Origin of the sequence: Streptomyces sp. NPDC088261, assembly GCF_044740805.1 — a bacterium.
In the GTDB taxonomy this organism is placed as follows: domain Bacteria; phylum Actinomycetota; class Actinomycetes; order Streptomycetales; family Streptomycetaceae; genus Streptomyces.
In genome coordinates, this window is record NZ_JBIURL010000002.1 from 312,970 (window position 1) to 332,861 (window position 19,892).

A 19,892-nucleotide genomic window follows, 5' to 3' on the forward strand; every position below is an offset into this window, starting at 1 on the left:
GATGCGCGGTGGACCTTCGGTGCTCGGAATCGTTCTGGCGGGCGGGGAAGGCAAACGCCTGATGCCGCTCACCGCGGACCGGGCCAAACCGGCGGTGACGTTCGGCGGTACGTACCGCCTCGTCGATTTTGTCCTGTCCAACCTGGTGAACGCGGACATCCTGCGCGTCTGCGTGCTCACGCAGTACAAGTCGCACTCACTGGACCGTCACGTCACCACCACCTGGCGGATGTCGAGCCTGCTGGGGAACTACGTCACCCCGGTCCCCGCCCAGCAGCGGCTCGGCCCGCACTGGTACCTGGGCAGCGCGGACGCGATCCTCCAGTCGCTCAACCTCGTCCACGACGAACAGCCCGACTACATCGCGGTCTTCGGCGCCGACCACGTGTACCGCATGGACCCGCGCCAGATGCTCCAGCAGCACATCGAGAACGGCGCGGGCGTCACCGTCGCCGGGATCAGAGTGCCCAGAGCCGAGGCCTCCTCGTTCGGGATCATCACCCCGGCCTCGGACGGCGTCCAGGTCGACAGCTTCCTGGAGAAGCCGGCCGACCCGCCCGGCCTGCCGGGCGACCCCGGGCGCGTCTTCGCCTCGATGGGCAACTACCTCTTCACGACGAAGGTCCTGGTCGACGCCCTGCACCGGGACGCCGAGGACGAGAACTCGGTGCACGACATGGGCGGCTCCATCCTGCCGATGCTCACCGAGCGCGGCGCCGCCCAGGTGTACGACTTCACCGAGAACCACGTCCCCGGCGAGACGCCCGCCGAGCACGGCTACTGGCGTGACGTCGGCACGCTCGACTCGTACTACGACGCCCACATGGACCTGATCTCGCACCAGCCCGCCTTCAACCTCGACAACCGCCGCTGGCCCATCTACACCCACTCCACCCAGCTGCCGCCCGCGCGCTTCGTGGCGGGCGGCATCGCCGGCGAGTCGATCGTCAGCCCCGGCTGTGTCATCCGGGGCCAGGTCACCCGCTCCGTCCTCTCGCCCGGGGTGGTCGTCTCGGAGGGGGCGGTGGTGCAGGGGTCGGTGCTCCACGACAACGTACGGATCGGGCGGGGCGCGGTGGTCAGGAACGCGATCCTCGACAAGAACGTGGACGTACCGCCCGGCGCGACGATCGGCGTCAACCCGGAGCGGGACGGGGCGCTCTACACCGTCTCCAAGAACGGCATCATCGCCCTCGGCAAGGGGCAGGTCGTCGCCTGACCCGATGGGCCGGCCCCCGTCGGCCGACACAAGGACGCGCGGTGACGGCGGGCGGCCGGGGATCTCCCCGGCCGCCCGTTCCGTCGCGCCCCGTCGCGGCTTGTTGCGGGGGCATGAACAGCGTGTGACCCCGGGAATAGCCGTCCGGTGATCCGCTTTCCCTTCTTTGTGGGCCGAGGTACGGCTACCGAGGTATGGCTACCGAGGTACGACTACCGAGGCCCGGCGACACCGAGCCACACCGTCGGCCGAACGGAGGAGTTCCGATGACTCAGGCATACGTCTTCACCCGCAACGGCGGTCCCGAGACGGAAGCACTCGTCGAGCTGCCGGAGAGGCCCGCACCGGGCCCCGGACAGCTGCTCGTGGCCGTCCGCGCGGCCGGGGTGAACCCGGTCGACCACAAGATCCGTACCGGCTTCAGCAGGCCCGGCGCCCCGGCACCGCACTTCCCCGTCGTCTTCGGCGGCGAGGTCTCCGGCGTGGTCGAGGCGGTCGGACCCGACGTCACCGGGTTCGCGCCCGGCGACGCCGTCTTCGGCTCGGCCGCCACCGGCGGGTACACGGAAGACACCCTCGTCCCGGCCGGGAACGCCGCGCACAAGCCGGACGCGCTGTCGTTCACGGACGCCGCCACCCTGCCGATCGCCGCCGCGACCGCGTACGACGGCGTCAACCAGCTGGACCTCCCGCCCGGCGCGACCCTGCTGATCACCGGGGCCGGCGGCGGCGTGGGCGTCGCCGCCGCCCAGATCGCGATCGGCCGCGGCCTGCGGGTCGTCGGCACGGCGAGCGCCGGCAAGAAGGACTTCGTGGAATCGCTCGGCGTCGTCCACGTGACCCCGGGCCCCGACGTCGCCGCGCGCGTACGGGCCGTGGCGCCCGACGGCGTCGACGCGGTCTTCGACCTGGTCGGCGGCGCCGACCTGGAGGCCGTCGCCGACCTCGTGAAGGACCGTACGAAACTGATCAGCGCGGGCGACCACGCGACGGCCGAACGCCTCGGCGGGCAGTCCGTACGGCGGCTGCGCAAGGCCGAGGTCCTGGACGAGGTCGCGAAACTCGCCGTGAGCGGGGTGCTGCGCCCGTACGTCACCGGGACGTACCCGCTGGAGCGGGCCGGTGAGGCGCTGCGCGCCGTCGAAGAGGGCCACATCCAGGGCAAGATCGTCATCGAGATCGGAGCATGAACACCGTGTCGCACCCGTTGGACAACCCCGCCTACTCCTCCCTGAGCGGGCCGCACGCGCACTTCGCCGAACGGCGGGGCCGGCTGCTGCGCTACCCGCCCGAGGTGTCGCCCTGGCTGGCCCTCCCCGACCAGCCGGACGACGAGGACTGGGCGGACATCGCCGCGATCACCGGGCCCGGCAACACCGTCGCCCTCCCCGGCCTGCGGGTGCCCCCGCCGGCCGGCTGGGAGATCACCTTCAGCATCGCGGGGGTGCAGATGATCGACGACGGGGTGGTCGCGGCCCCGGACGAGGAGGCGGTACGGCTCGGCGCCGACGACGTCCCCGAGATCCTCGACCTGGTCGCGCGCACCCAGCCCGGCCCCTTCATGCCCCGCACCATCGAGATGGGCACCTACCTCGGCATCCGCCGCGAGGGGGCGCTCGTCGCCCTGGCCGGGGAGCGGATGCGGCCCGTCGGCCACACGGAGATCAGCGCGGTCTGCACCGACCCCGCCCATCGCGGCCAGGGACTGGCGGCGCGGCTCGTCCGCGCCGTCGCCCACGGCATCCGGGAGCGCGGCGACGTCCCGTTCCTGCACACCGCCGCGCAGAACACGAACGCCATCAGGCTGTACGAATCGCTCGGCTTCCGGCTCCGTAAGACCACCACCTTCCTGGACGCCCGCGTCCCGCTGCCCGACACCAGCCGGGTGAGCACCGGGTGACCTGAGGGATTTTGTTGACACCCGACACATCGGTATGCTCCTGACCTGCGCACGAGTGACCCGCGCAGCAGCGCGCGGGCGAGCGAGGAACGGCAGCGGCGATGACGGTGACAGAGGACAACCCGGCGTACGGCGAGAGCCTGACGCACGGCCCCGGCATCGACCCCGACCGGCTGGCCGTCTGTCTGAGCGTGCTGGACGAACTCGACAAGATCGACGTCGACCACCCCGACGCGATCGCCGTGCGCCGGGCCACCGCCGGGATCTACCGGACGGTGAAGCAGCGCCGCCGCCAGGAGCGCCGCGCCTCGAAGACCGCCCACGACCGGTCGGTCACCGAGGCCACCGCCACCGGCTCCGCCGAGCGGATCGACGACGAGACCCAGGGGCTGCTGCCCTCGTCGTCGGTCGCCGGGGAGATCGCGGGCATCCTCCGGCGCCCCCGCTCCTGCTACATCTGCAAGACCCGCTACGTCGAGGTCGACGCGTTCTACCACCAGCTCTGCCCGTCCTGCGCCGCCGAGAACCGCGCCCGCCGCGACGCCCGTACGGACCTCACGGGCCGCCGCGCCCTGCTCACCGGCGGCCGGGCCAAGATCGGCATGTACATCGCGCTGCGCCTGCTGCGCGACGGCGCCCACACCACCATCACCACCCGCTTCCCCACCGACGCGATCCGCCGCTTCAAGGCGATGGAGGACAGCGACGAGTGGATCCACCGGCTCAAGATCGTCGGCATCGACCTGCGGGACCCCGCCCAGGTCGTCGCCCTCGCCGACTCCGTCGCCGCCGAGGGCCCGCTGGACATTCTGATCAACAACGCGGCCCAGACGGTACGCCGCTCCCCGCAGGCCTACAGCGAGCTGCTCGCCGCCGAGTCCGCGCCCCTGCCCGCCGGGGAACTCCCCGCCTCGCACGTCATCGGGGCCTTCGGCAGCGGTGCCCAGGCGGTCCTGCCCTCCGGGGCGGCCGAGGCCCTGTCCGCCACGGACGTCACCGGACTCGCGCTCGTCGGCGGTTCGGCCAGCCTCGCCAGGATCGAGGCGGGCACCGCCATCGACGCCGGGGGCCTGGTGCCCGACCTGCACCACACCAACAGCTGGGTGCAGACGGTGTCCGACGTCGACGCGGTCGAACTGCTCGAAGTCCAGCTGTGCAACTCCACCGCGCCGTTCATCCTCATCAGCCGGCTGCGCCAGGCGATGGCCGCCGCCGCGGCGACCCACACGTACGTGGTGAACGTCTCCGCCATGGAGGGTGTTTTCAGCCGTGGTTACAAGGGGGCGGGCCACCCGCACACGAACATGGCCAAGGCCGCGCTGAACATGCTCACCCGGACCAGCGCCCAGGAGATGTTCCAGTCCGACGGCATCCTCATGACGGCCGTCGACACCGGCTGGATCACGGACGAGCGCCCGCACCCGGACAAGATGCGCCTGGCCGACGAGGGCTTCCACGCCCCGCTGGACCTCATCGACGGCGCGGCGCGCGTATACGACCCGATCGTGCGCGGCGAGCGCGGCGAGGCCCTCTACGGCTGCTTCCTCAAGGACTACGCGCCCGCCAACTGGTAGGGGCCGTTCGGCCGGAAACGTCACCCTCCGGTGAGCCCGGTCGAGCGGACAGCCGCTCATCTGGTTAATCTGAGGGGCACACGCGGCCAACACCCGGGGATACACCATCCTCACGGCCGCGCGGGGACAGGCCCACTACCACGGCCGCGGTCCCGCCCGAGTAGACGGCGCCACCGCGACGGAACTGCCCCTGTCCCAGAGTTGCGCGACACAGAGGAGTGCGCCGTGACACCAGACATCAAGACGAGCGACGACCGGGCCGCGGAGCCCGGCGAACCGACCCGCAGACCGGAGAAGCTCGGCAACCTCGAAGTGTGGGCCAGGTCGGCCCCGATCCGGCTGGCGGGGTACGAGGACGACCTCTCGGAGCCGCACATCCTGCGCGGAATCGACTGACCGACAGCGACCGAAGACGTCCGTCCGGTCGGCGCCCGCGGCGTCGGCCGGACATCTTGATTTCGGCCGAACTTCACCGAGTCGTCCCCGTCCGCCGCGATAACTGCAACTAGCATCCATTTTTGTGCCGCTCCGTGACCTCTTCCACCACGTCCCTCCGTCACCGCGGGCAGGGCCTCCGCCCGGCCGCCGGGTGCGACGCGGACGGGTGGCGCTCGCCGCGTGTCTCGTCCTGGCGGGTACGGGCGGCGCGCTCGCCCTCGCGCACCCCGGCGGACACCCCGCGCGGACCGTCGCCCAGCGTGCCGACGCGGCCGATCCGGCCGCTGACGGACTGCCCCACACCGCCGTCGAGGCGTCGGACGCCGCCGAGACCTGCGGCAAGGGCTGGCAGCACCCCCGGGCCGGACTCCAGGTCTTCGACGTCCGCAACGACACCGCCAGCGCCGCCGAGGTCCATCTCACCGACTCCACCGGCGCGTTGCTCGGCGAGGTCGACGGACTCGCGCCCGGCACGACCCGCCCGATCCGGGTGACCCTGGGCCGGGGCACGTACACCTTCCGCTGCCTCGTCGAGGACACCGACGCGGTCACGGGGCCCGCCGTACGGATCAGCCGGGGCCCCGCCCGGGGCGGGCCGGCGGTGCTGCCCGTCAACACCCACGACCTGATCCCCGTGACCCTCGCCTACCAGAAGTGGGTGGCCGACGGGTTCGGCGGTGTGGTGGCCCGGGTCGACACCCTGCGCGACGCGGTGGACCGGGGCGACCTGGCCGCCGCGCGCGCCGCCTGGCTGCCCGCCCATCTGGCGTTCGTCAGGCTCGGTGGCGCGTACGGCGCGTTCGGCGATCTCGGCGCCGCCGTGGACGGCACCGACGCCGGGCTGCCCGGCGGTCCGCGCGACCCGGACTTCACCGGCTTCCACCGGGTCGAGTACGGCCTGTGGCACGGCGAGCCGGCGAAGGGGCTGCGCGGTCCCGCCGACCGTCTGGCGGCGGACGTGCGGACGCTGCGGACCACGTGGACGGACACCCGTATGGACCCGCTCGACCTGGGCCTGCGGACCCACGAGATCACCGAGGACAGCATCCAGCAGGACCTCACGGGCCGCTCCGACTTCGGCAGCGGCACCTCCCTCGCGTCGGCCCGCGCCGGACTGGACGGCACCGCCGAACTCGTCACGCTGCTGCGGCCGTTGCTGACCCCCCGCGACACCGGCCTGCCCCGCCTCGACAGCGGACTGCGGACCGCGGAGCGGGACCTGGACGCGCTGGCGTCCCACGGCGGGTGGCGGGCGCCGGCGGCCCTGCCCCGCGCCGACCGCGAACGGATCGACGCCGACTTCGGCGACCTGGCGGAACAACTGGCCCCGGTGGCGGTCGTCTTCGACGTACGGAGGACCTCATGACCGGCGACCGTACGGAGGACTCCATGGCCACCGGACCCACCCCCGTCCCGCCCCCCGGCGACGCGGATCCGCTCACGGCCACCGGCCCAACGGCCGTCACCGGCAGCGCCCCTGACGCCCCGTCAGGCGTACGGCGCCGGTCCTTCCTCCACCGGGCGCTGGCGGCGGGCGCCGCCGGGGCCGCCGTGGGGGCCGGGGGAGCGGGCGCCGTCGCCCGCGCGGGCGACGAACCGGTGCGGGAGCGGCCCGAGGGCCACACGATCCCCTTCCACGGCGCCCACCAGGCGGGCATCCTGACACCCGTCCAGCGCCACGCCGTCTTCACCTCCTTCGACGTGACCGCGCGCGACCGCGCCGGACTGACCGACCTGCTGCGGACCCTCACCGCACGCCTGCGGTTCCTCACCGAGGGCGGGGTGCCCGACCCGCTCGGCATCTCGGCGCCGCTGCCCGACTCCGGTGTCCTCGGCCCGGTCGTCCCCGGCGACGGCCTCACCGCGACGGTCGCGGTGGGCTCTTCGCTCTTCGACGGCCGCTTCGGCCTCGCGTCCCTGCGCCCGCGCAGGCTGCGGCCGATGGACGTCTTCCCCGACGACGACCCGGCCGACGCCTGGTGTCACGGCGACCTGATGCTCCAGCTCTGCGCCGACCACCCCGACACGGTGGCGCACGCCCTGCGCGACGTCGCCCGGCACACCCGGGGGCTGATGCAGATCCGCTGGCGCATGGAGGGCTTCGTCTCGCCACCGCGCCCGTCCGGCACCCCCCGCAACCTGATGGGCTTCAAGGACGGCACCGGCAACCCCGACACCGGGGACGCGCGCCTGATGGACCGGCTGGTGTGGGTACGTCCCGGCGCCGGCGAGCCCGCCTGGGCGACGGGCGGCAGCTACCAGGTGGTGCGGCTGATCCGGATGATGGTGGAGTTCTGGGACCGGGTCTCGATCCACGAACAGGAACGGATGATCGGCCGCTCCCGCGACAGCGGAGCGCCCCTGGACGGCGGCCACGAGAAGGACGCGCCCCAGTACGCGCAGGACCCGCAGGGCGACGTGATCCCGCTGGACGCGCACATCAGGCTGGCCAACCCCAGGACCGCCGCGACGGCGGACACCCGGCTGCTGCGGCGCGGCTACAACTACGACCGGGGTGTGCGGGACAACGGCGACCTCGACACCGGCCTGGTGTTCTGCTGCTTCCAGCAGGACCTGGACCGGCAGTTCGCCGCCGTGCAGAAGAAGCTCGCCGGTGAACCCCTGGTGGACTACGTCAAGCCGTACGGCGGCGGCTACTTCTTCGCCCTGCCCGGGATACGCGACCGCGCCGACTGGCTGGGCAGCGCACTCCTGGCGTGACGGACATTTTGCATTCCCTGACCAACCATTCACCGCAGATACATGGTCGGGCCACGCAGTGGTGCGTACGGGCGTCCGATCATGCTGACGACAATCAGACGGCGCACCACCCGGGCGCCCGACGGGGGCGCCCGGGCGCGCACGCAGCGATAGGTGACAGATGTTCACAGCAAGAGACAAGGCGCGCAGGGGCCGGCGCGGGACGGGACGGGCGGCGACGCTCGCCACCGCCGCCGCCCTCATCGCGCTCGGCGGCTCGGTGGCCCCGGCCGCCGCGGCGCCGGGTCACCACCCCAAGGGCGACAAGGACAACAGCGCGAAGACCGCGACCCCGATCAAGCACGTCGTGGTCCTCTTCGACGAGAACGAGTCCTTCGACCACTACTTCGCGACGTACCCGAAGGCCGCGAACACCGACGGCACCCCCTTCACCGCCTCGAAGAAGACGCCCAAGGCGGTGAACAACCTGGCCACGGCGAACCTGCTGAAGAAGAACCCGAACCAGTATCTGCCGAAGCGGCTGGGCCCGGCGCAGGCGCTGACCTGCTCGCAGAACCACAACTACGGGCCCGAGCAGCTCGCGTACAACAACGGCAAGGCCGACAAGTTCGTCGAGAACACCGAGACGGACACCTGCTCCGGCGGTCTGTTCGGCGAGCCCGGCCTGGTCATGGACTACTACGACGGCAACACCGTCACGGCGCTGTGGAACTACGCGCAGCACTACACGCTCAACGACAACTCGTACAGCTCCGGGTTCGGGCCCTCGACCCCCGGCGCGCTGAACCTGATCTCGGGACAGACGCACGGCGCGATCTCGGTCGACCCGGCCTCGGGCACCGAGAACCCGAAGCAGACCGCCACCCCCAGCTCGTCCGTGCTGGCCTCGCCGGACGCCAAGGGCGTCGGCACGGTCGTGGCCGACCCCGACCCGGCGTACGACGACTGCTCGGACAGCGACCACACGAGCACCAGCGCGCTCGCGGCCCTCAAGGGCAAGAACATCGGTGACCTGCTGAACGCCCAGGGCGACACCTGGGGCTGGTTCCAGGGCGGCTTCCGGCCGAGCACCGCGTGGGACGGTACGCCGGGCACGTACGCGAAGTGCGACACCACGCACGCCAACCTGGGCGGCGCGGCCGTGAAGGACTACAGCCCGCACCACTCGCCGTTCGAGTACTACAAGTCCACCGCGAACCCGCACCACCTCGCGCCGGCCTCGGTCGACGAGATCGGGCACAGCGGGCGGGCCAACCACAACTACGACCTCACCGACTTCGACGCGGCCCTGGCCGCCCAGAAGCTGCCCGCCGTGAGCTTCCTCAAGGCCGCCGCGTACCAGGACGGCCACCCCGGCAACTCGGACCCGCTGGACGAGCAGAACTTCCTCGTCTCGGAGATCAACAAGATCCAGAAGTCGCCGCAGTGGAAGGACACCGCGATCGTCGTCGCCTACGACGACTCGGACGGCTGGTACGACCACGTCTCCCCGCCCGTCCTCAACGGGTCGAAGGACAGCACCCCGGGCTCGAACAACCAGCCCGCCGACAGCAAGGCCTGCCAGCGCGGCCCGGTGCCGAAGGCCGGCTACCAGGACCGCTGCGGGCCCGGCCCGCGCCAGCCGCTGCTCGTGATCTCCCCGTACGCGAAGACGAACCACATCGACCACACGCTCACCGAGCAGGCGTCGATCACCTCGTTCATCGAGAACAACTGGAAGACCGGGCGGGTCGGTGACGGCTCGTTCGACGTCCGGGGCGGCACGCTGCTCAACGCCTTCGACTTCAAGCACCCGAACAACGTCCAGGTGCTGCTGAGCAAGAACGGCGCGGTCTCCTCGATCACGTCGATCCCGAAGCACCCGGCGAAGCCGGTCAGGTCGAAGATCACGGGTCCGGCCGGGGGCACCCTCGACCGGGCGGGTCTCGCGGCGACGAGCAGTTCGACGTCCGTCGTGCTGCCGACCGCGATCGGCGCGGCGCTGCTCGTGGCGCTCGGCGGCGGCGCCTACCTGCGCCGTCGCGGCCGGGACCGCGCGGCGGTCTGACGGTCCGTAGGCGCGGGCGTACGGGGAGGGCGCGATCCCTCCCCGTACGCCCGCGTACGTGCGCCGGGGCTCAGGCCGCCAGGCGCTCCAGCGTGCGGCCCAGCCGGACGGCGTAGGCCCGTTGCAGGACGGGCACCAGCGGGCCCGCGAGCCGCGTGTACCACCGGGCCGGGCGGCTGAAGGCCATCACGGTGAACCACACCGTGCCGTCCTCGTGCAGATCCACCATGAAGGACTCCTCGCCGCGCTCCGGGTGCCCGGGCAGCGTCCCGTACGCGAAACCGGTGCGGTCCTTCTCGTACGCCGTCCACACCACCCGGCACGGCGCGCGCACCCGCAGCGGTCCCGCGCCCAGCGAGACCTCGACCGCGCCGCCCGCCTCCGCGCGCGCGGACCGCGCCCGGATCCGGGTGCCCGCCCGCCGGTGCATCGCCCAGGTGGTCACGGCGGCGCCCGCGGCCTCGAAGGCCGGGCGGCCCCGGCCGATCCTGGCGGTGTGGAAGAGGTGCCGGTAGCCGCGGGGGAGCGGCCCGAGCCGGGTCGCGCCGACCTCGCGATAGGTGAACGGGGCATCCGCCGGGGCGGGCTCCGTACGGGGCTCTGTCACGCGCGTTCTCCTCGAGTCGGCGCCGGTCCTCGGCCACCGGCGGCGTAGTGCGGACGGACCCGGCGCGGGCGGTGCGCCCGGCGTCTCCGGACGCCGGGCCCCACCCGCGCGATGACCAGCGGGCGGCGCGTCACGACCGGCCTGACCAGCACGGACGCCACATGCCACCCTCTGCACTTGAACATGTTCAAGTTATGGACCCAGCCTATGCCGTCGCTTGAACGCGTTCAAGCGACGGGTCCTCCCCGGCCGTCCCGGCTTGCGCGCCGGGTGAGGTTCCGTCAGACATGAGAGGACACCCTTCGGAGGAAGAGGCGGGAGACACCGGTGCGCTCACCCAACCGTCGTCGGTACGCCGCACTCGCCGCGCTGTCCGCGCTGGCCGCGGGCGCGCTGGTCCTGTCGGGCTGCGGGGGCGGCGGTACGAGCGCGCCGCGCGCCAAGGAGCTGTTCTTCCAGCCGGCCGGGGACCCGGGCGCCCACCCGTTCACCGAGTCGACCGTCACCGCCACGTCCGAGGGCCCGCCCGCCGCCCGGCGGTCCGCCCGCGGGGCCACCGCGGCGCCCGTCGGCGCCGCCCGCGCCCTGCCCGGCTCGACCCCCGGCCTGTACGGCGCCGCCCGCTCGGTCTCCAGCTGTGACGTGGAGCGGCAGATCCGCCTCCTCACCGAGGACCGGACCCGCTCCCGCGCCTTCGCCCGGGGCGCCGGCATCGGCGGGAGCGCCGTCCCGGCCTTCCTGCGCGGCCTCACCCCGGTGGTCCTGCGGGCCGACGCCCGGGTGACCGGTCACGGCTACCGCGACGGGACCGCCGCCCCGTACCAGTCCGTGCTCCAGGCCGGCACCGCCGTCATGGTCGACGAGCGGGGACTGCCGCGGGTGCGCTGCGCCTGCGGGAACCCGCTGCGCGCCCCCGTCCCCGTCCGGGGCGCGGTCGTGAACCGGGGCAAGCGCTGGGCCGGTTACGCCCCCGGCCGCGTCGTCGTCATCAGCCGCGCGGACACGGACGTCGAGGGGCTGGTGGTGGTCGACCTGGTCGACGTCGCCTGGATGCAGCGCAGGACCGGCACGGACGGCGACGAGGACGGGCTCCCCGAGGTTCTGCCGCCGTACGGCCCCGAGGCCGACATCACCGACCCCGACACCGTACGGCCGCCCGGGGAGGCCGTACCCTCCGCCGACCCCTCCGCCACCCCCGAGCCGTCCGCCCCGGCGAAGCCGGACCGCACCCCGCGCGAGTCCGGCGCCCCCACCCGTACGACCCTGCGGCCCGGCGACACCCTGCCCCCCGAGCCCCCGTCGGAGGAGCCGCCGCCGGAGGAGGAGCCGCCCGCGCAGCCCGAGCCGGAGCCCGTCCCGACCGGTGACGACGGCGGGATGTTCCCCGTCGAGCCCGACCGGGAGCAGGTCAGTGACGTCCTGACCGGCCCCGATGCCTACCAGGAATGACCGGACCGCTCGAAGAATCCGACAAATGATGACAGAGTGTCCCCATGGCTGAACGGGCAGCGGGTGCCGTGTCGCTCCCCGACGACTGGCCCGCCCCTCCGGAACTCAGCATGTCCCTCAACCGGATGGGCATCTTCGACTGGGATCTCGACAGCGGGCTGCTGCACCTCGACGGCTCGGCGCTCGCCGTGCTGGACCTCACGGCCGAGGAGTACGACGGGCGGCCGAGCGGGCTCAAGGGCCGGATCCCGTACAACGAGAGCATCCGGCTGTACGCCGTCGTGGCCGAGGCCATGGACAGCGGCAGCGAGACCTACGGCGCCTACATGCGCGTGCGGCAGCGCGACGGCACCCTGCGCTGGACGCACGCCCAGGGCCGTATCCGCCGCGAGAGCGACGGCCGGCCCCACCGCGTCATCGGCGTGCTCCGCGACGCCAGCCAGGAGCTGGCCGACTCCACCGCCCGGCTGGAGCTGGACGCGGTACGCCGGGTGCAGACCAGCGTCGTGGAGGGCACGACCGCCGCGCTCGCCCACGCCAGGACCGTCCAGGACGTCATCGACGTCCTGAAGGAGTCCCACGGCCTGGAGCACCTCGGCGCCACCAGCCTGGTCATGGGACTGGTCGAGTCCGGCCGCATCCACCTGGTCGCCGAGGGGCCCGAAGGGTCCCTCGTGCCCGGCACCCGCGTCACCCGGATCGACGAGCCGTACCCGATGAGCGATGTCGTACGGACGCTCACGCCCCGGTTCATCGAGTCCGCGGAGGAGTTCGCAGCGGCCTACCCGGACCTGTGGCCGCACATCGCCGAGCTGGGCATCACCGCCGCCGCCTACCTCCCGCTCATCGCGCAGGCCCGCCCCATCGGCGCCCTCGGCCTGCTCTACGGCGACAAGAACGGCTTCAGCGGCGAGGACCGCAACCTCCTCGTCGCCCTCGGCAGCAGCATCGCCCAGAGCCTCCAGCGCGCCGTGCTCTTCGAGCAGGACCACGACCTGGCGGAGGGCCTCCAGCAGGCCATGCTGCCGCGCCGGATCCCCGCCGTCCCCGGCGCCGAGGTCGCGGTCCGCTACCGGTCCGCCCGGCTCGGCCGCGACATCGGCGGTGACTGGTACGACGTGATCCCGCTGCCCGGCGGCCGGGTGGGCGCGGTCATCGGGGACGTCCAGGGGCACGACACCCACGCCGCCGCCGTGATGGGCCAGCTGCGCATCGTGCTGCGGGCGTACGCCGCCGAGGGGCACACCCCGGCGACGGTGATGGCCCGGGCCTCCGTCTTCCTGCACGAACTGGACACCGACCGCTTCGCCACCTGCATCTACGCGGAGGCGGACCTGACGACCGGCGTGGTCCAGCTGGTCCGGGCCGGCCACGTCGACCCGATGGTCAGGGGCATGGACGGCGGCTGCCGGAGGTTCCCGGTGAACGGCGGGATGCCGCTCGGCCTCTCGGCGCTCTTCGGGCAGCTCGACTACCCGGTGACGACGCTCGAACTGGACCCGGGCCAGACCCTGTTGCTGTTCACCGACGGACTGGTCGAGCAGCCGGGCGCCGACCTGGACGACGGGATGCGGCTGCTGTCCTCGCTCGTCCGCGACGGGCCGCGCGACCTCCAGATGCTCGCCGATACGCTCTGCGAGGTGGTGGACGAACGCGGCGGCGAGGACGACGTCGCGGTCCTGCTGCTGCGCCGCAGGGGCGCCCACGCCCCGCAGACCGGCGGGCGGCTCCAGCAGCACGTGGGCCAGGGCGACCCGGAGGCGCTCACCTCGGCACGGCACATGATCCGGGCGGCGGTGGGCGCCTGGGGCGCGGGCAACCGGTCCGACGAGATCGAGCTGTCCGCCGACGAACTGATCACCAACGCGCTCATGCACACCGACGGCGGCGCGATCGTGACCGTGCGGGTCCTGGCCGGGACCGTGCGGCGGCTGCGGGTCGAGGTCGAGGACCGCTCCAGCGCGCTGCCCCGGCGCAGGGACGCCGGGGAGGCGGGCGTGTCCGGGCGCGGACTGCTGCTCGTGGACGAGCTGGCGGACGCCTGGGGGGTGGAGTCGCGCGGCAGCGGCAAGTGTGTGTGGAGCGAGTTCCTCGTCCCGGACCGGCCGTCACGTTGAGCGGTACGCATCGTTGGTTGTACGTGAAGTGGCCGCCCCTGACCGTAACTGACCGGAACGTGAGGACCCCTTGACCACCGAGCTGCTGGCACCTCTCGATCTGGCTTTCTGGCACCTCGAATCCGCCGACCACCCCATGCACCTGGGCGCGCTCGCCGTCTTCACCGCGGCCCCGGGGGCGGCCCCCGGCGAAGGGGTGCCCGAGCTGCTCGCCACCCGCGCCGCCGCCGTGCCCCGGCTGCGGATGCGGGTACGGGACGTCCTGCTGCCGGTCGGCGGGGCCGCGTGGGCGGTGGACAAGGACTTCGACGTACACCGGCACGTACGGGTGCTGCCCCTCCCGGCCGGCGACTTCGCCGCGCAGGCCGAACTGCTCGCCGGGGAGCTGATGGAACGGCCGCTGGAGCGCGGCGTTCCGCCCTGGGAGATGTACGTGCTGACGCCGGCGGACCCCGGGCCGGGGGCCGCTCCGGAGGGGGGCCGGCGGTTCGCCGTCCTCGTGAAGATGCACCACGCCCTCGCGGACGGCATGCGCGCCGTCGCCATCGGCGCGGGCGTCTTCGACCAGATCGCCGACGTCCGGGCGGCGGGGGAGCGGCGGGCCCGCCCGGTGCCCCCGCGCTCCTGGCTGCCGGGGCCCTGGCAGGCGGCGGGGCTCGCCAGGGGCCGGCTCGAAGACCTCCGCAGGGCGCTCGGCATCGGCGCCTCCGTCGTACGGGCCAGCCGCTTCGACCCCCGGGGGGTCGCCGCCCTCACCGCGGGCTCCAGCGGGACCCGGCAGCTCGCCACCGCCGTCCTGGACCTGACCGACGTCCAGCTGGTCCGCAGGGCCGCGGGCGGCTCCGCCAACGACGTCCTGCTCGCCACCGTGGCCGGCGCGCTGCGCCGCTGGATGCTGGAGCGCGGCGAGCCGCTGCCCGCGGCCCCGCCGCGCGCGCTCGTCCCGGTCTCCCGGCGGCGGCCCGACAGCCCGCCGGGATCGGCCAACGAGCTCTCCGCCTACCTGCTGGGCCTGCCGGTCGCGGAGGCCGACGCGCGGGCCAGGCTCGACGCGGTGCGCGGCGCGATGGACCGCAACAAGTCCGAGGGCCCCGCCCGGGGCGCGGGCGCCTTCGCGCTGCTCGCCGACGCCCTGCCACCGCTCGCCCACCGGCTCGGGGCGCCCCTCGCGGGCAGCGCGGCCCGGGTCCTCTTCGACATCCTGGTGACGAGCGTGCCGCTGCCCCGCTCCACGCTCTCCCTCGGCGGCTGCCCGCTGCGCGCGCTGTACCCGATGGCCCCGCTGGCGCGCGGTCAGTCGCTGGCGATCGCCCTCTCCTCCTACGGAGGGCGGGTGTACGTGGGGCTCGTGGCCGACGGGAAGGCCGTACCGGACCTGGCCCGGCTGGCGCGCGGGATGAACGAGGAACTGGACGAGCTGCTCAGGATCGCGCCGTAACGCCGGGTGGAGCCCCGCAGGACCCGTACAGCCCCATAGATCGGAGTGATCGCCGCAGAACTACACAGAACTGCTGACCCCGAGGTGTTGACGCCACCCAGTCATCCGATGAATATTCGTCGTGATCGTCGTAAGCGACGAGACCGGCGGCGCGGAAGCCGCCGGCGGACCTTTGGGGAGGCGTCAGCGGTATGCGGCACACCACGCTCGGACACAGTGCGGTCCAGGTGACCGGACTGTCCTTCGGGGCGGCCGGGATCGGCAATCTCTACAGCCCGGTCGCACCGGACCAGGCCACCGCCGCGGTCGACGCCGCCTGGGACGCGGGCATCCGCTACTTCGACACCGCGCCCCACTACGGCCTCGGGCTCTCCGAACGCCGGCTCGGCGAGGCGCTGCGAGGCCGGCCGCGCGACGCGTACACCCTCTCCACCAAGGTGGGCCGCGTCCTCGAACCCGTACCGGACGCCGAACTCCCGGCGGACGGCCCCGGCGACGACCTCGCCAACGGCTTCGCCGTACCGGCCACGCACCGCCGGGTCTGGGACTTCAGCGCCGACGGCATCCGGCGCAGCATCGACGACAGCCTCGCGCGCCTCGGCACCGACCGGATCGACATCGTCTACCTGCACGACCCGGACCACCACGAGGACGAGGCGTTCGGCCAGGCGTACCCGGCCCTGGAGAAGCTGCGCGGCGAAGGGGTGATCGGCGCGATCGGCGCCGGGATGAACGCGACCGCGATGCTCACCCGCTTCGTACGGGAGACCGACGTCGACGTGGTGCTCTGCGCCGGGCGCTTCACCCTCCTCGACGGGTCCGCCCTCACCGCGCTGCTCCCCGAGGCCGCCGCGCGCGGCAAGAGCGTCGTCGTGGGCGGGGTCTTCAACTCCGGCCTGCTCGCCGACCCCCGGCCCGGCGCGACCTACGACTACGCGGCGGCGCCGGCCGCGCTCGTGGACCGGGCGCTGCGGATGGACGCCGTCACCCGCCGCCACGGGCTGCCGCTGCGCGCCGCCGCGCTGCACTACCCGCTGCGGCACCCCGCCGTCGCCAGCGTCCTGGTGGGCACCCGCTCGGCCGACGAGGTACGGGACGCCGGCGAGCAGTTCGCGCGGGAGATCCCCGAGGACCTGTGGGCGGAGCTGCGGGCGGGCGGCCTGCTGGCCGAGGACGGGACCGAGGCGTGAGGGTCGCCCTGCGCACGTCGGTGCGCGCCGACCGCGTCGAGGAGTACGAGGCGGCCCACCGGGAGGTGCCCCCGGCGCTGACCGCCGCGATCCGGGCCGCCGGGGCCACCTCGTGGACGATCTGGCGCAGCGGCACCGACCTGTTCCACGTCGTGGAGTGCGAGGACTACGCGCGCCTCCTCGCCGCGCTCGACCAGCTGCCGGTCAACGTCGCCTGGCAGGCGAGGATGGCCGAGCTGCTCGACACCGCGCACGACTACTCTGCGGCCGGCGCCGACGCCGGCCTGCCCGTCGTCTGGGAGCTCTGACGCATGATGACCCCGCCCGCGAACGTCGTGGACGCCCACCACCACTTCTGGGACCTGTCGGTACGGGACCAGGACTGGATCACCGGACCCGCGCTCGCGCCCCTGCGCCGCGACTTCACCCTCGCCGACCTGGAGCCGGAGGCGCGGGCGGCCGGAGTGACCGCCACCGTCGTCGTCCAGACCATCACGGTCGCCGAGGAGACCCCGGAGTTCCTCGCGATCGCGGACGCCAGTGACCTCGTCGCCGGCGTGGTCGGCTGGACCGACCTCACCGCACCCGACGTCGCGGACACCCTCGCGGCCCTGCGCGCGCTGCCCGGCGGCGACCGGCTCGTCGGCATCCGCCACCAGGTCCAGGGCGAGCCGGACCCGGAGTGGCTGCTGCGCCCCGACGTCCAGCGCGGACTGGCCGCCGTCGCGGCGGAGGGACTCGTGTACGACCTGGTGGTCCAGGTCTCCCAGCTGCCCGCCGCCACCAGGGCGGCCGAGCTGCTGCCCGGCCTCACCTTCGTCCTCGACCACCTCGGCAAGCCGCCGATCGCCTCCGGGGCGATCCAGCCCTGGGCGGACCACGTCGAGGCGCTGGCAGCCCGGCCCAACACGGTCTGCAAGCTGTCCGGCATGGTGACCGAGGCGGCCTGGGACTCCTGGACCCCCAACGGCCTCCGCCCGTACGCCGACATCGTCCTCGCCGCGTTCGGCCCCAGCCGCCTGATGTTCGGTTCCGACTGGCCGGTCTCCCGCCTGGCGGCCTCGTACGCGGAGGTCCTGGACGCGGCCCGCACGGTGACGGACGCCCTGACCGAGCCGGAACGCACGGAGGTCTTCTCCACGACGGCACGACGCGTGTACGGCCTCTGAGCCACGGCCTCGGCCCCCGACCCGGGAAACCGGCCCCCGCGACCGCCCGGGCGGGGACGCGCGGCCGCCGCCACGCCGCCCGGTGGACGACCGCGACGCCGCGGCGGGCGGCCCCTGGCGGTCAGGGATGCCCCGACGCGGCGGCCCTTCGCGGCCGCCCGGCGTGCGGTGGCAGCCTCGCCGCCGGTTCGGTGGCGGACCGAGGGCATACGCCGTACGGCCACCGCCCTTGTGCCGCAGGGACCGCCCGCCCGGGCGCCGCAGGGACCGCCCCCGCGCTGCGGCCACCGCCCTCACGCCGTCGTCGGGCCCCCGCCGTCCAGGAGGGCGCGGCCCACCGGGTCGGGGAGGGGGCCCACCCCCAGCAGGCCCGTCACCGACTCGGTCGCCAGGGTGTGCCAGGTCGCCGCCCTGCGGAGCATCGCGTGGTCGCCGCCCGCCAGCAGCACCGCGCAGGCCCGTGCGCCCGCCTCCCGGGCACGGGACGCCAGCGCCACGCTGCCGCGCGGGTCCGTCACGCGGTCGCGGTCGCCGTGGAGCAGGACCACGCCCCGGCCGTCCAGCTGCGCCACCGGCTCGTCCGGCGGGCACCAGGGCGCCAGTCCCACCACGCCGCTGACCAGGTCGTGCCCGGCCACCGACAGCGCCGCGCGGCCGCCCATCGAATGCCCGACGAGCACCACGGGCACCAGGCCGATCAGCTGTTCCAGCTCGTCCAGCGCCCGGCACGCGTCGCGGGCCGCGTCGGCGCGGGAGCCGTTCCAGCCCCGGTGGCGGTAGCGCACCCGGCCCACCACCACGTCCAGCCCGGCCGTGGCCCGCAGCACCGCGCGGGTGAAGGGCCACATCCGCGCGCCCGGCAGGTTCAGCCGCGACAGCGGCTCCTCGCTCTCCGAGCGCCCTCCGTGCATCAGCAGGACGGCGGCGCGGGGCCGGGTGGCGGTGCTGTCGAGCACCAGGGCCGGCGAGACGCTCGCTCGGCGGTCACGTACGGGCACGGAAATGCCTTCCTTCCGACGGGCGGCGCCCAGGACCGGGCCCGCCTCCTCCGGATCTATTCGTCGCCGACGGTCCCGCGGACGGGCCGCCGGCGGGTCCGCGGGACTCCGACCTGCCCGCCGGGCGTTCGCGCCGCGCTTCCGGCACGCTGGAGGCATGCCGGAAGTACCCGAAGTCGAAGCCCTCCGAGAATTCCTGGACGGCCACCTGGTGGGCAAGGAGATCGTCCGTGTCCTGCCCCTCACGGTGAACGTCCTCAAGACCTATGATCCGCCGCTCTCCGCGTTGGAGGGTTCCACGGTCACCTCCGTGGGCCGGTTCGGCAAGTATCTCGACATCGTCGCCGCCGACGCGGGGCTGCACCTCGCCGTCCACCTCGCCCGCGCCGGCTGGCTCCGCTGGAAGGACACCTTCCCGCCGGCCCCGCCGCGCCCCGGCAAGGGACCGCTCGCCCTGCGGGTCGTCCTCGCCGAGGGCGACGGCTTCGACCTCACCGAGGCGGGCACCACCAAGCGCCTCGCGGTCCACCTCGTCCGCGACCCCCAGGACGTGCCGGGCATCGCCCGCCTCGGGCCCGACCCGCTCGACCCCGCCTTCGACCGGGACGCCCTCGCCCGGCTGCTCGCCGGGGAACGGCGGCAGATCAAGGGCGCCCTGCGCGACCAGGGGCTCATCGCGGGGATCGGCAACGCGTACAGCGACGAGATCCTGCACGCCGCGAAGATGTCCCCGTTCAAGCCCGTGAAGAACTTCACCGAGGACGAGATCACGCTGCTGTACGACGCGATGCGCTCGACCCTCACCGAGGCGGTCGAGCGCTCGCGCGGCGTCGCCGCCGGGCGGCTCAAGGCCGAGAAGAAGAGCGGCCTCCGGGTCCACGGCCGCAAGGGCGAACCCTGCCCGGTGTGCGGCGACACGATCCGCGAGGTGTCGTTCAGCGACTCCGCGCTCCAGTACTGCCCGACCTGCCAGACGGGCGGCAAGCTCCTGGCCGACCGCAGGCTGTCCCGGCTCCTCAAGTAGG

Annotated in this window: 17 protein-coding genes; 15 read left to right on the forward strand and 2 right to left on the reverse strand. The window is 73.7% G+C overall.

The genetic code is table 11. From position 1 onward, the window contains the following. Nucleotide 1 precedes the first annotated feature (1 nt). The 8 genes from glgC to ACIODU_RS05410 all read left to right on the forward strand — a co-directional run bounded on the left by glgC (nucleotide 2) and on the right by ACIODU_RS05410 (nucleotide 9,899). Nucleotides 2-1,219, forward strand: a complete 1,218-nt coding sequence (gene glgC, locus ACIODU_RS05375; protein ID WP_161309183.1) for a glucose-1-phosphate adenylyltransferase — start codon at nucleotides 2-4, stop codon at nucleotides 1,217-1,219. A 266-nt stretch (nucleotides 1,220-1,485) separates the two neighbouring features. Then, a complete protein-coding gene (locus ACIODU_RS05380) occupies nucleotides 1,486-2,409 on the forward strand; it encodes an NADP-dependent oxidoreductase (RefSeq protein WP_401764155.1) in 924 nt (307 codons plus the stop codon). Continuing rightward, nucleotides 2,406-3,119, forward strand: coding sequence for a GNAT family N-acetyltransferase (locus ACIODU_RS05385; RefSeq protein WP_401764157.1), 714 nt, complete (start codon nucleotides 2,406-2,408; stop codon nucleotides 3,117-3,119). The genes ACIODU_RS05380 and ACIODU_RS05385 overlap by 4 nt, the downstream gene beginning before the upstream one ends. A 101-nt stretch (nucleotides 3,120-3,220) precedes the next feature. Then, a complete protein-coding gene (locus tag ACIODU_RS05390; protein WP_356418971.1) occupies nucleotides 3,221-4,693 on the forward strand; it encodes an SDR family NAD(P)-dependent oxidoreductase in 1,473 nt (490 codons plus the stop codon). A gap of 225 nt (nucleotides 4,694-4,918) precedes the next feature. Then, entirely contained in the window at nucleotides 4,919-5,089 is a 171-nt protein-coding gene (locus tag ACIODU_RS05395; protein ID WP_356418968.1) for a hypothetical protein, read from the forward strand. A gap of 208 nt (nucleotides 5,090-5,297) precedes the next feature. Then, entirely contained in the window at nucleotides 5,298-6,497 is a 1,200-nt protein-coding gene (locus tag ACIODU_RS05400) for an imelysin family protein (protein ID WP_401764161.1), read from the forward strand. After that, nucleotides 6,494-7,852, forward strand: coding sequence for an iron uptake transporter deferrochelatase/peroxidase subunit (efeB, locus tag ACIODU_RS05405; RefSeq protein ID WP_401764164.1), 1,359 nt, complete (start codon nucleotides 6,494-6,496; stop codon nucleotides 7,850-7,852). Before ACIODU_RS05400 ends, efeB begins: the two co-directional genes overlap by 4 nt. A 160-nt stretch (nucleotides 7,853-8,012) precedes the next feature. Then, complete coding sequence (locus ACIODU_RS05410; RefSeq protein ID WP_401764166.1) at nucleotides 8,013-9,899, forward strand: phospholipase C; 1,887 nt, start codon at nucleotides 8,013-8,015, stop codon at nucleotides 9,897-9,899. Between the two features lie 70 nt (nucleotides 9,900-9,969). Here the strand turns inward: ACIODU_RS05410 and ACIODU_RS05415 are convergent, their stop codons facing one another. Next, the gene (locus ACIODU_RS05415) at nucleotides 9,970-10,506 is read right to left on the reverse strand and encodes a DUF1990 family protein (RefSeq protein ID WP_401764169.1); all 537 of its coding nucleotides are present in this window, start codon (nucleotides 10,504-10,506) and stop codon (nucleotides 9,970-9,972) included. Nucleotides 10,507-10,833: 327 nt separating this feature from the next. On the opposite strand from ACIODU_RS05415, the gene ACIODU_RS05420 reads away from it, so the two are divergent. The 6 genes from ACIODU_RS05420 to ACIODU_RS05445 all read left to right on the forward strand — a co-directional run bounded on the left by ACIODU_RS05420 (nucleotide 10,834) and on the right by ACIODU_RS05445 (nucleotide 17,869). Then, entirely contained in the window at nucleotides 10,834-11,955 is a 1,122-nt protein-coding gene (locus ACIODU_RS05420) for a DUF6777 domain-containing protein (RefSeq protein ID WP_401764171.1), read from the forward strand. A gap of 44 nt (nucleotides 11,956-11,999) precedes the next feature. After that, nucleotides 12,000-14,072 (forward strand): SpoIIE family protein phosphatase, encoded by a 2,073-nt coding sequence (locus tag ACIODU_RS05425; protein ID WP_356418950.1) that lies wholly within the window; start codon nucleotides 12,000-12,002, stop codon nucleotides 14,070-14,072. Nucleotides 14,073-14,142: 70 nt separating this feature from the next. After that, on the forward strand, nucleotides 14,143-15,510 hold the full coding sequence (locus ACIODU_RS05430) for a wax ester/triacylglycerol synthase family O-acyltransferase (protein ID WP_401764174.1): 1,368 nt from the start codon (nucleotides 14,143-14,145) through the stop codon (nucleotides 15,508-15,510). Between the two features lie 191 nt (nucleotides 15,511-15,701). Then, the gene (locus tag ACIODU_RS05435; protein WP_401764177.1) at nucleotides 15,702-16,700 is read left to right on the forward strand and encodes an aldo/keto reductase; all 999 of its coding nucleotides are present in this window, start codon (nucleotides 15,702-15,704) and stop codon (nucleotides 16,698-16,700) included. Beyond that, nucleotides 16,697-17,008 (forward strand): L-rhamnose mutarotase, encoded by a 312-nt coding sequence (locus ACIODU_RS05440; protein ID WP_401764180.1) that lies wholly within the window; start codon nucleotides 16,697-16,699, stop codon nucleotides 17,006-17,008. The genes ACIODU_RS05435 and ACIODU_RS05440 overlap by 4 nt, the downstream gene beginning before the upstream one ends. 6 nt (nucleotides 17,009-17,014) lie before the next feature. Beyond that, on the forward strand, nucleotides 17,015-17,869 hold the full coding sequence (locus tag ACIODU_RS05445) for an amidohydrolase family protein (RefSeq protein ID WP_401764923.1): 855 nt from the start codon (nucleotides 17,015-17,017) through the stop codon (nucleotides 17,867-17,869). Nucleotides 17,870-18,162: 293 nt separating this feature from the next. Here ACIODU_RS05445 and ACIODU_RS05450 read toward each other — a convergent pair whose 3' ends face one another. After that, nucleotides 18,163-18,780 carry an alpha/beta fold hydrolase gene (locus tag ACIODU_RS05450; protein WP_356419634.1) on the reverse strand — a complete coding sequence of 206 codons (618 nt, stop codon included), beginning with the start codon at nucleotides 18,778-18,780 and terminating at the stop codon, nucleotides 18,163-18,165. 244 nt (nucleotides 18,781-19,024) lie between these two features. Between ACIODU_RS05450 and ACIODU_RS05455 the strand changes: the two genes are divergently transcribed. Next, complete coding sequence (locus tag ACIODU_RS05455; RefSeq protein ID WP_356418942.1) at nucleotides 19,025-19,891, forward strand: DNA-formamidopyrimidine glycosylase family protein; 867 nt, start codon at nucleotides 19,025-19,027, stop codon at nucleotides 19,889-19,891. Nucleotide 19,892 lies beyond the last annotated feature (1 nt).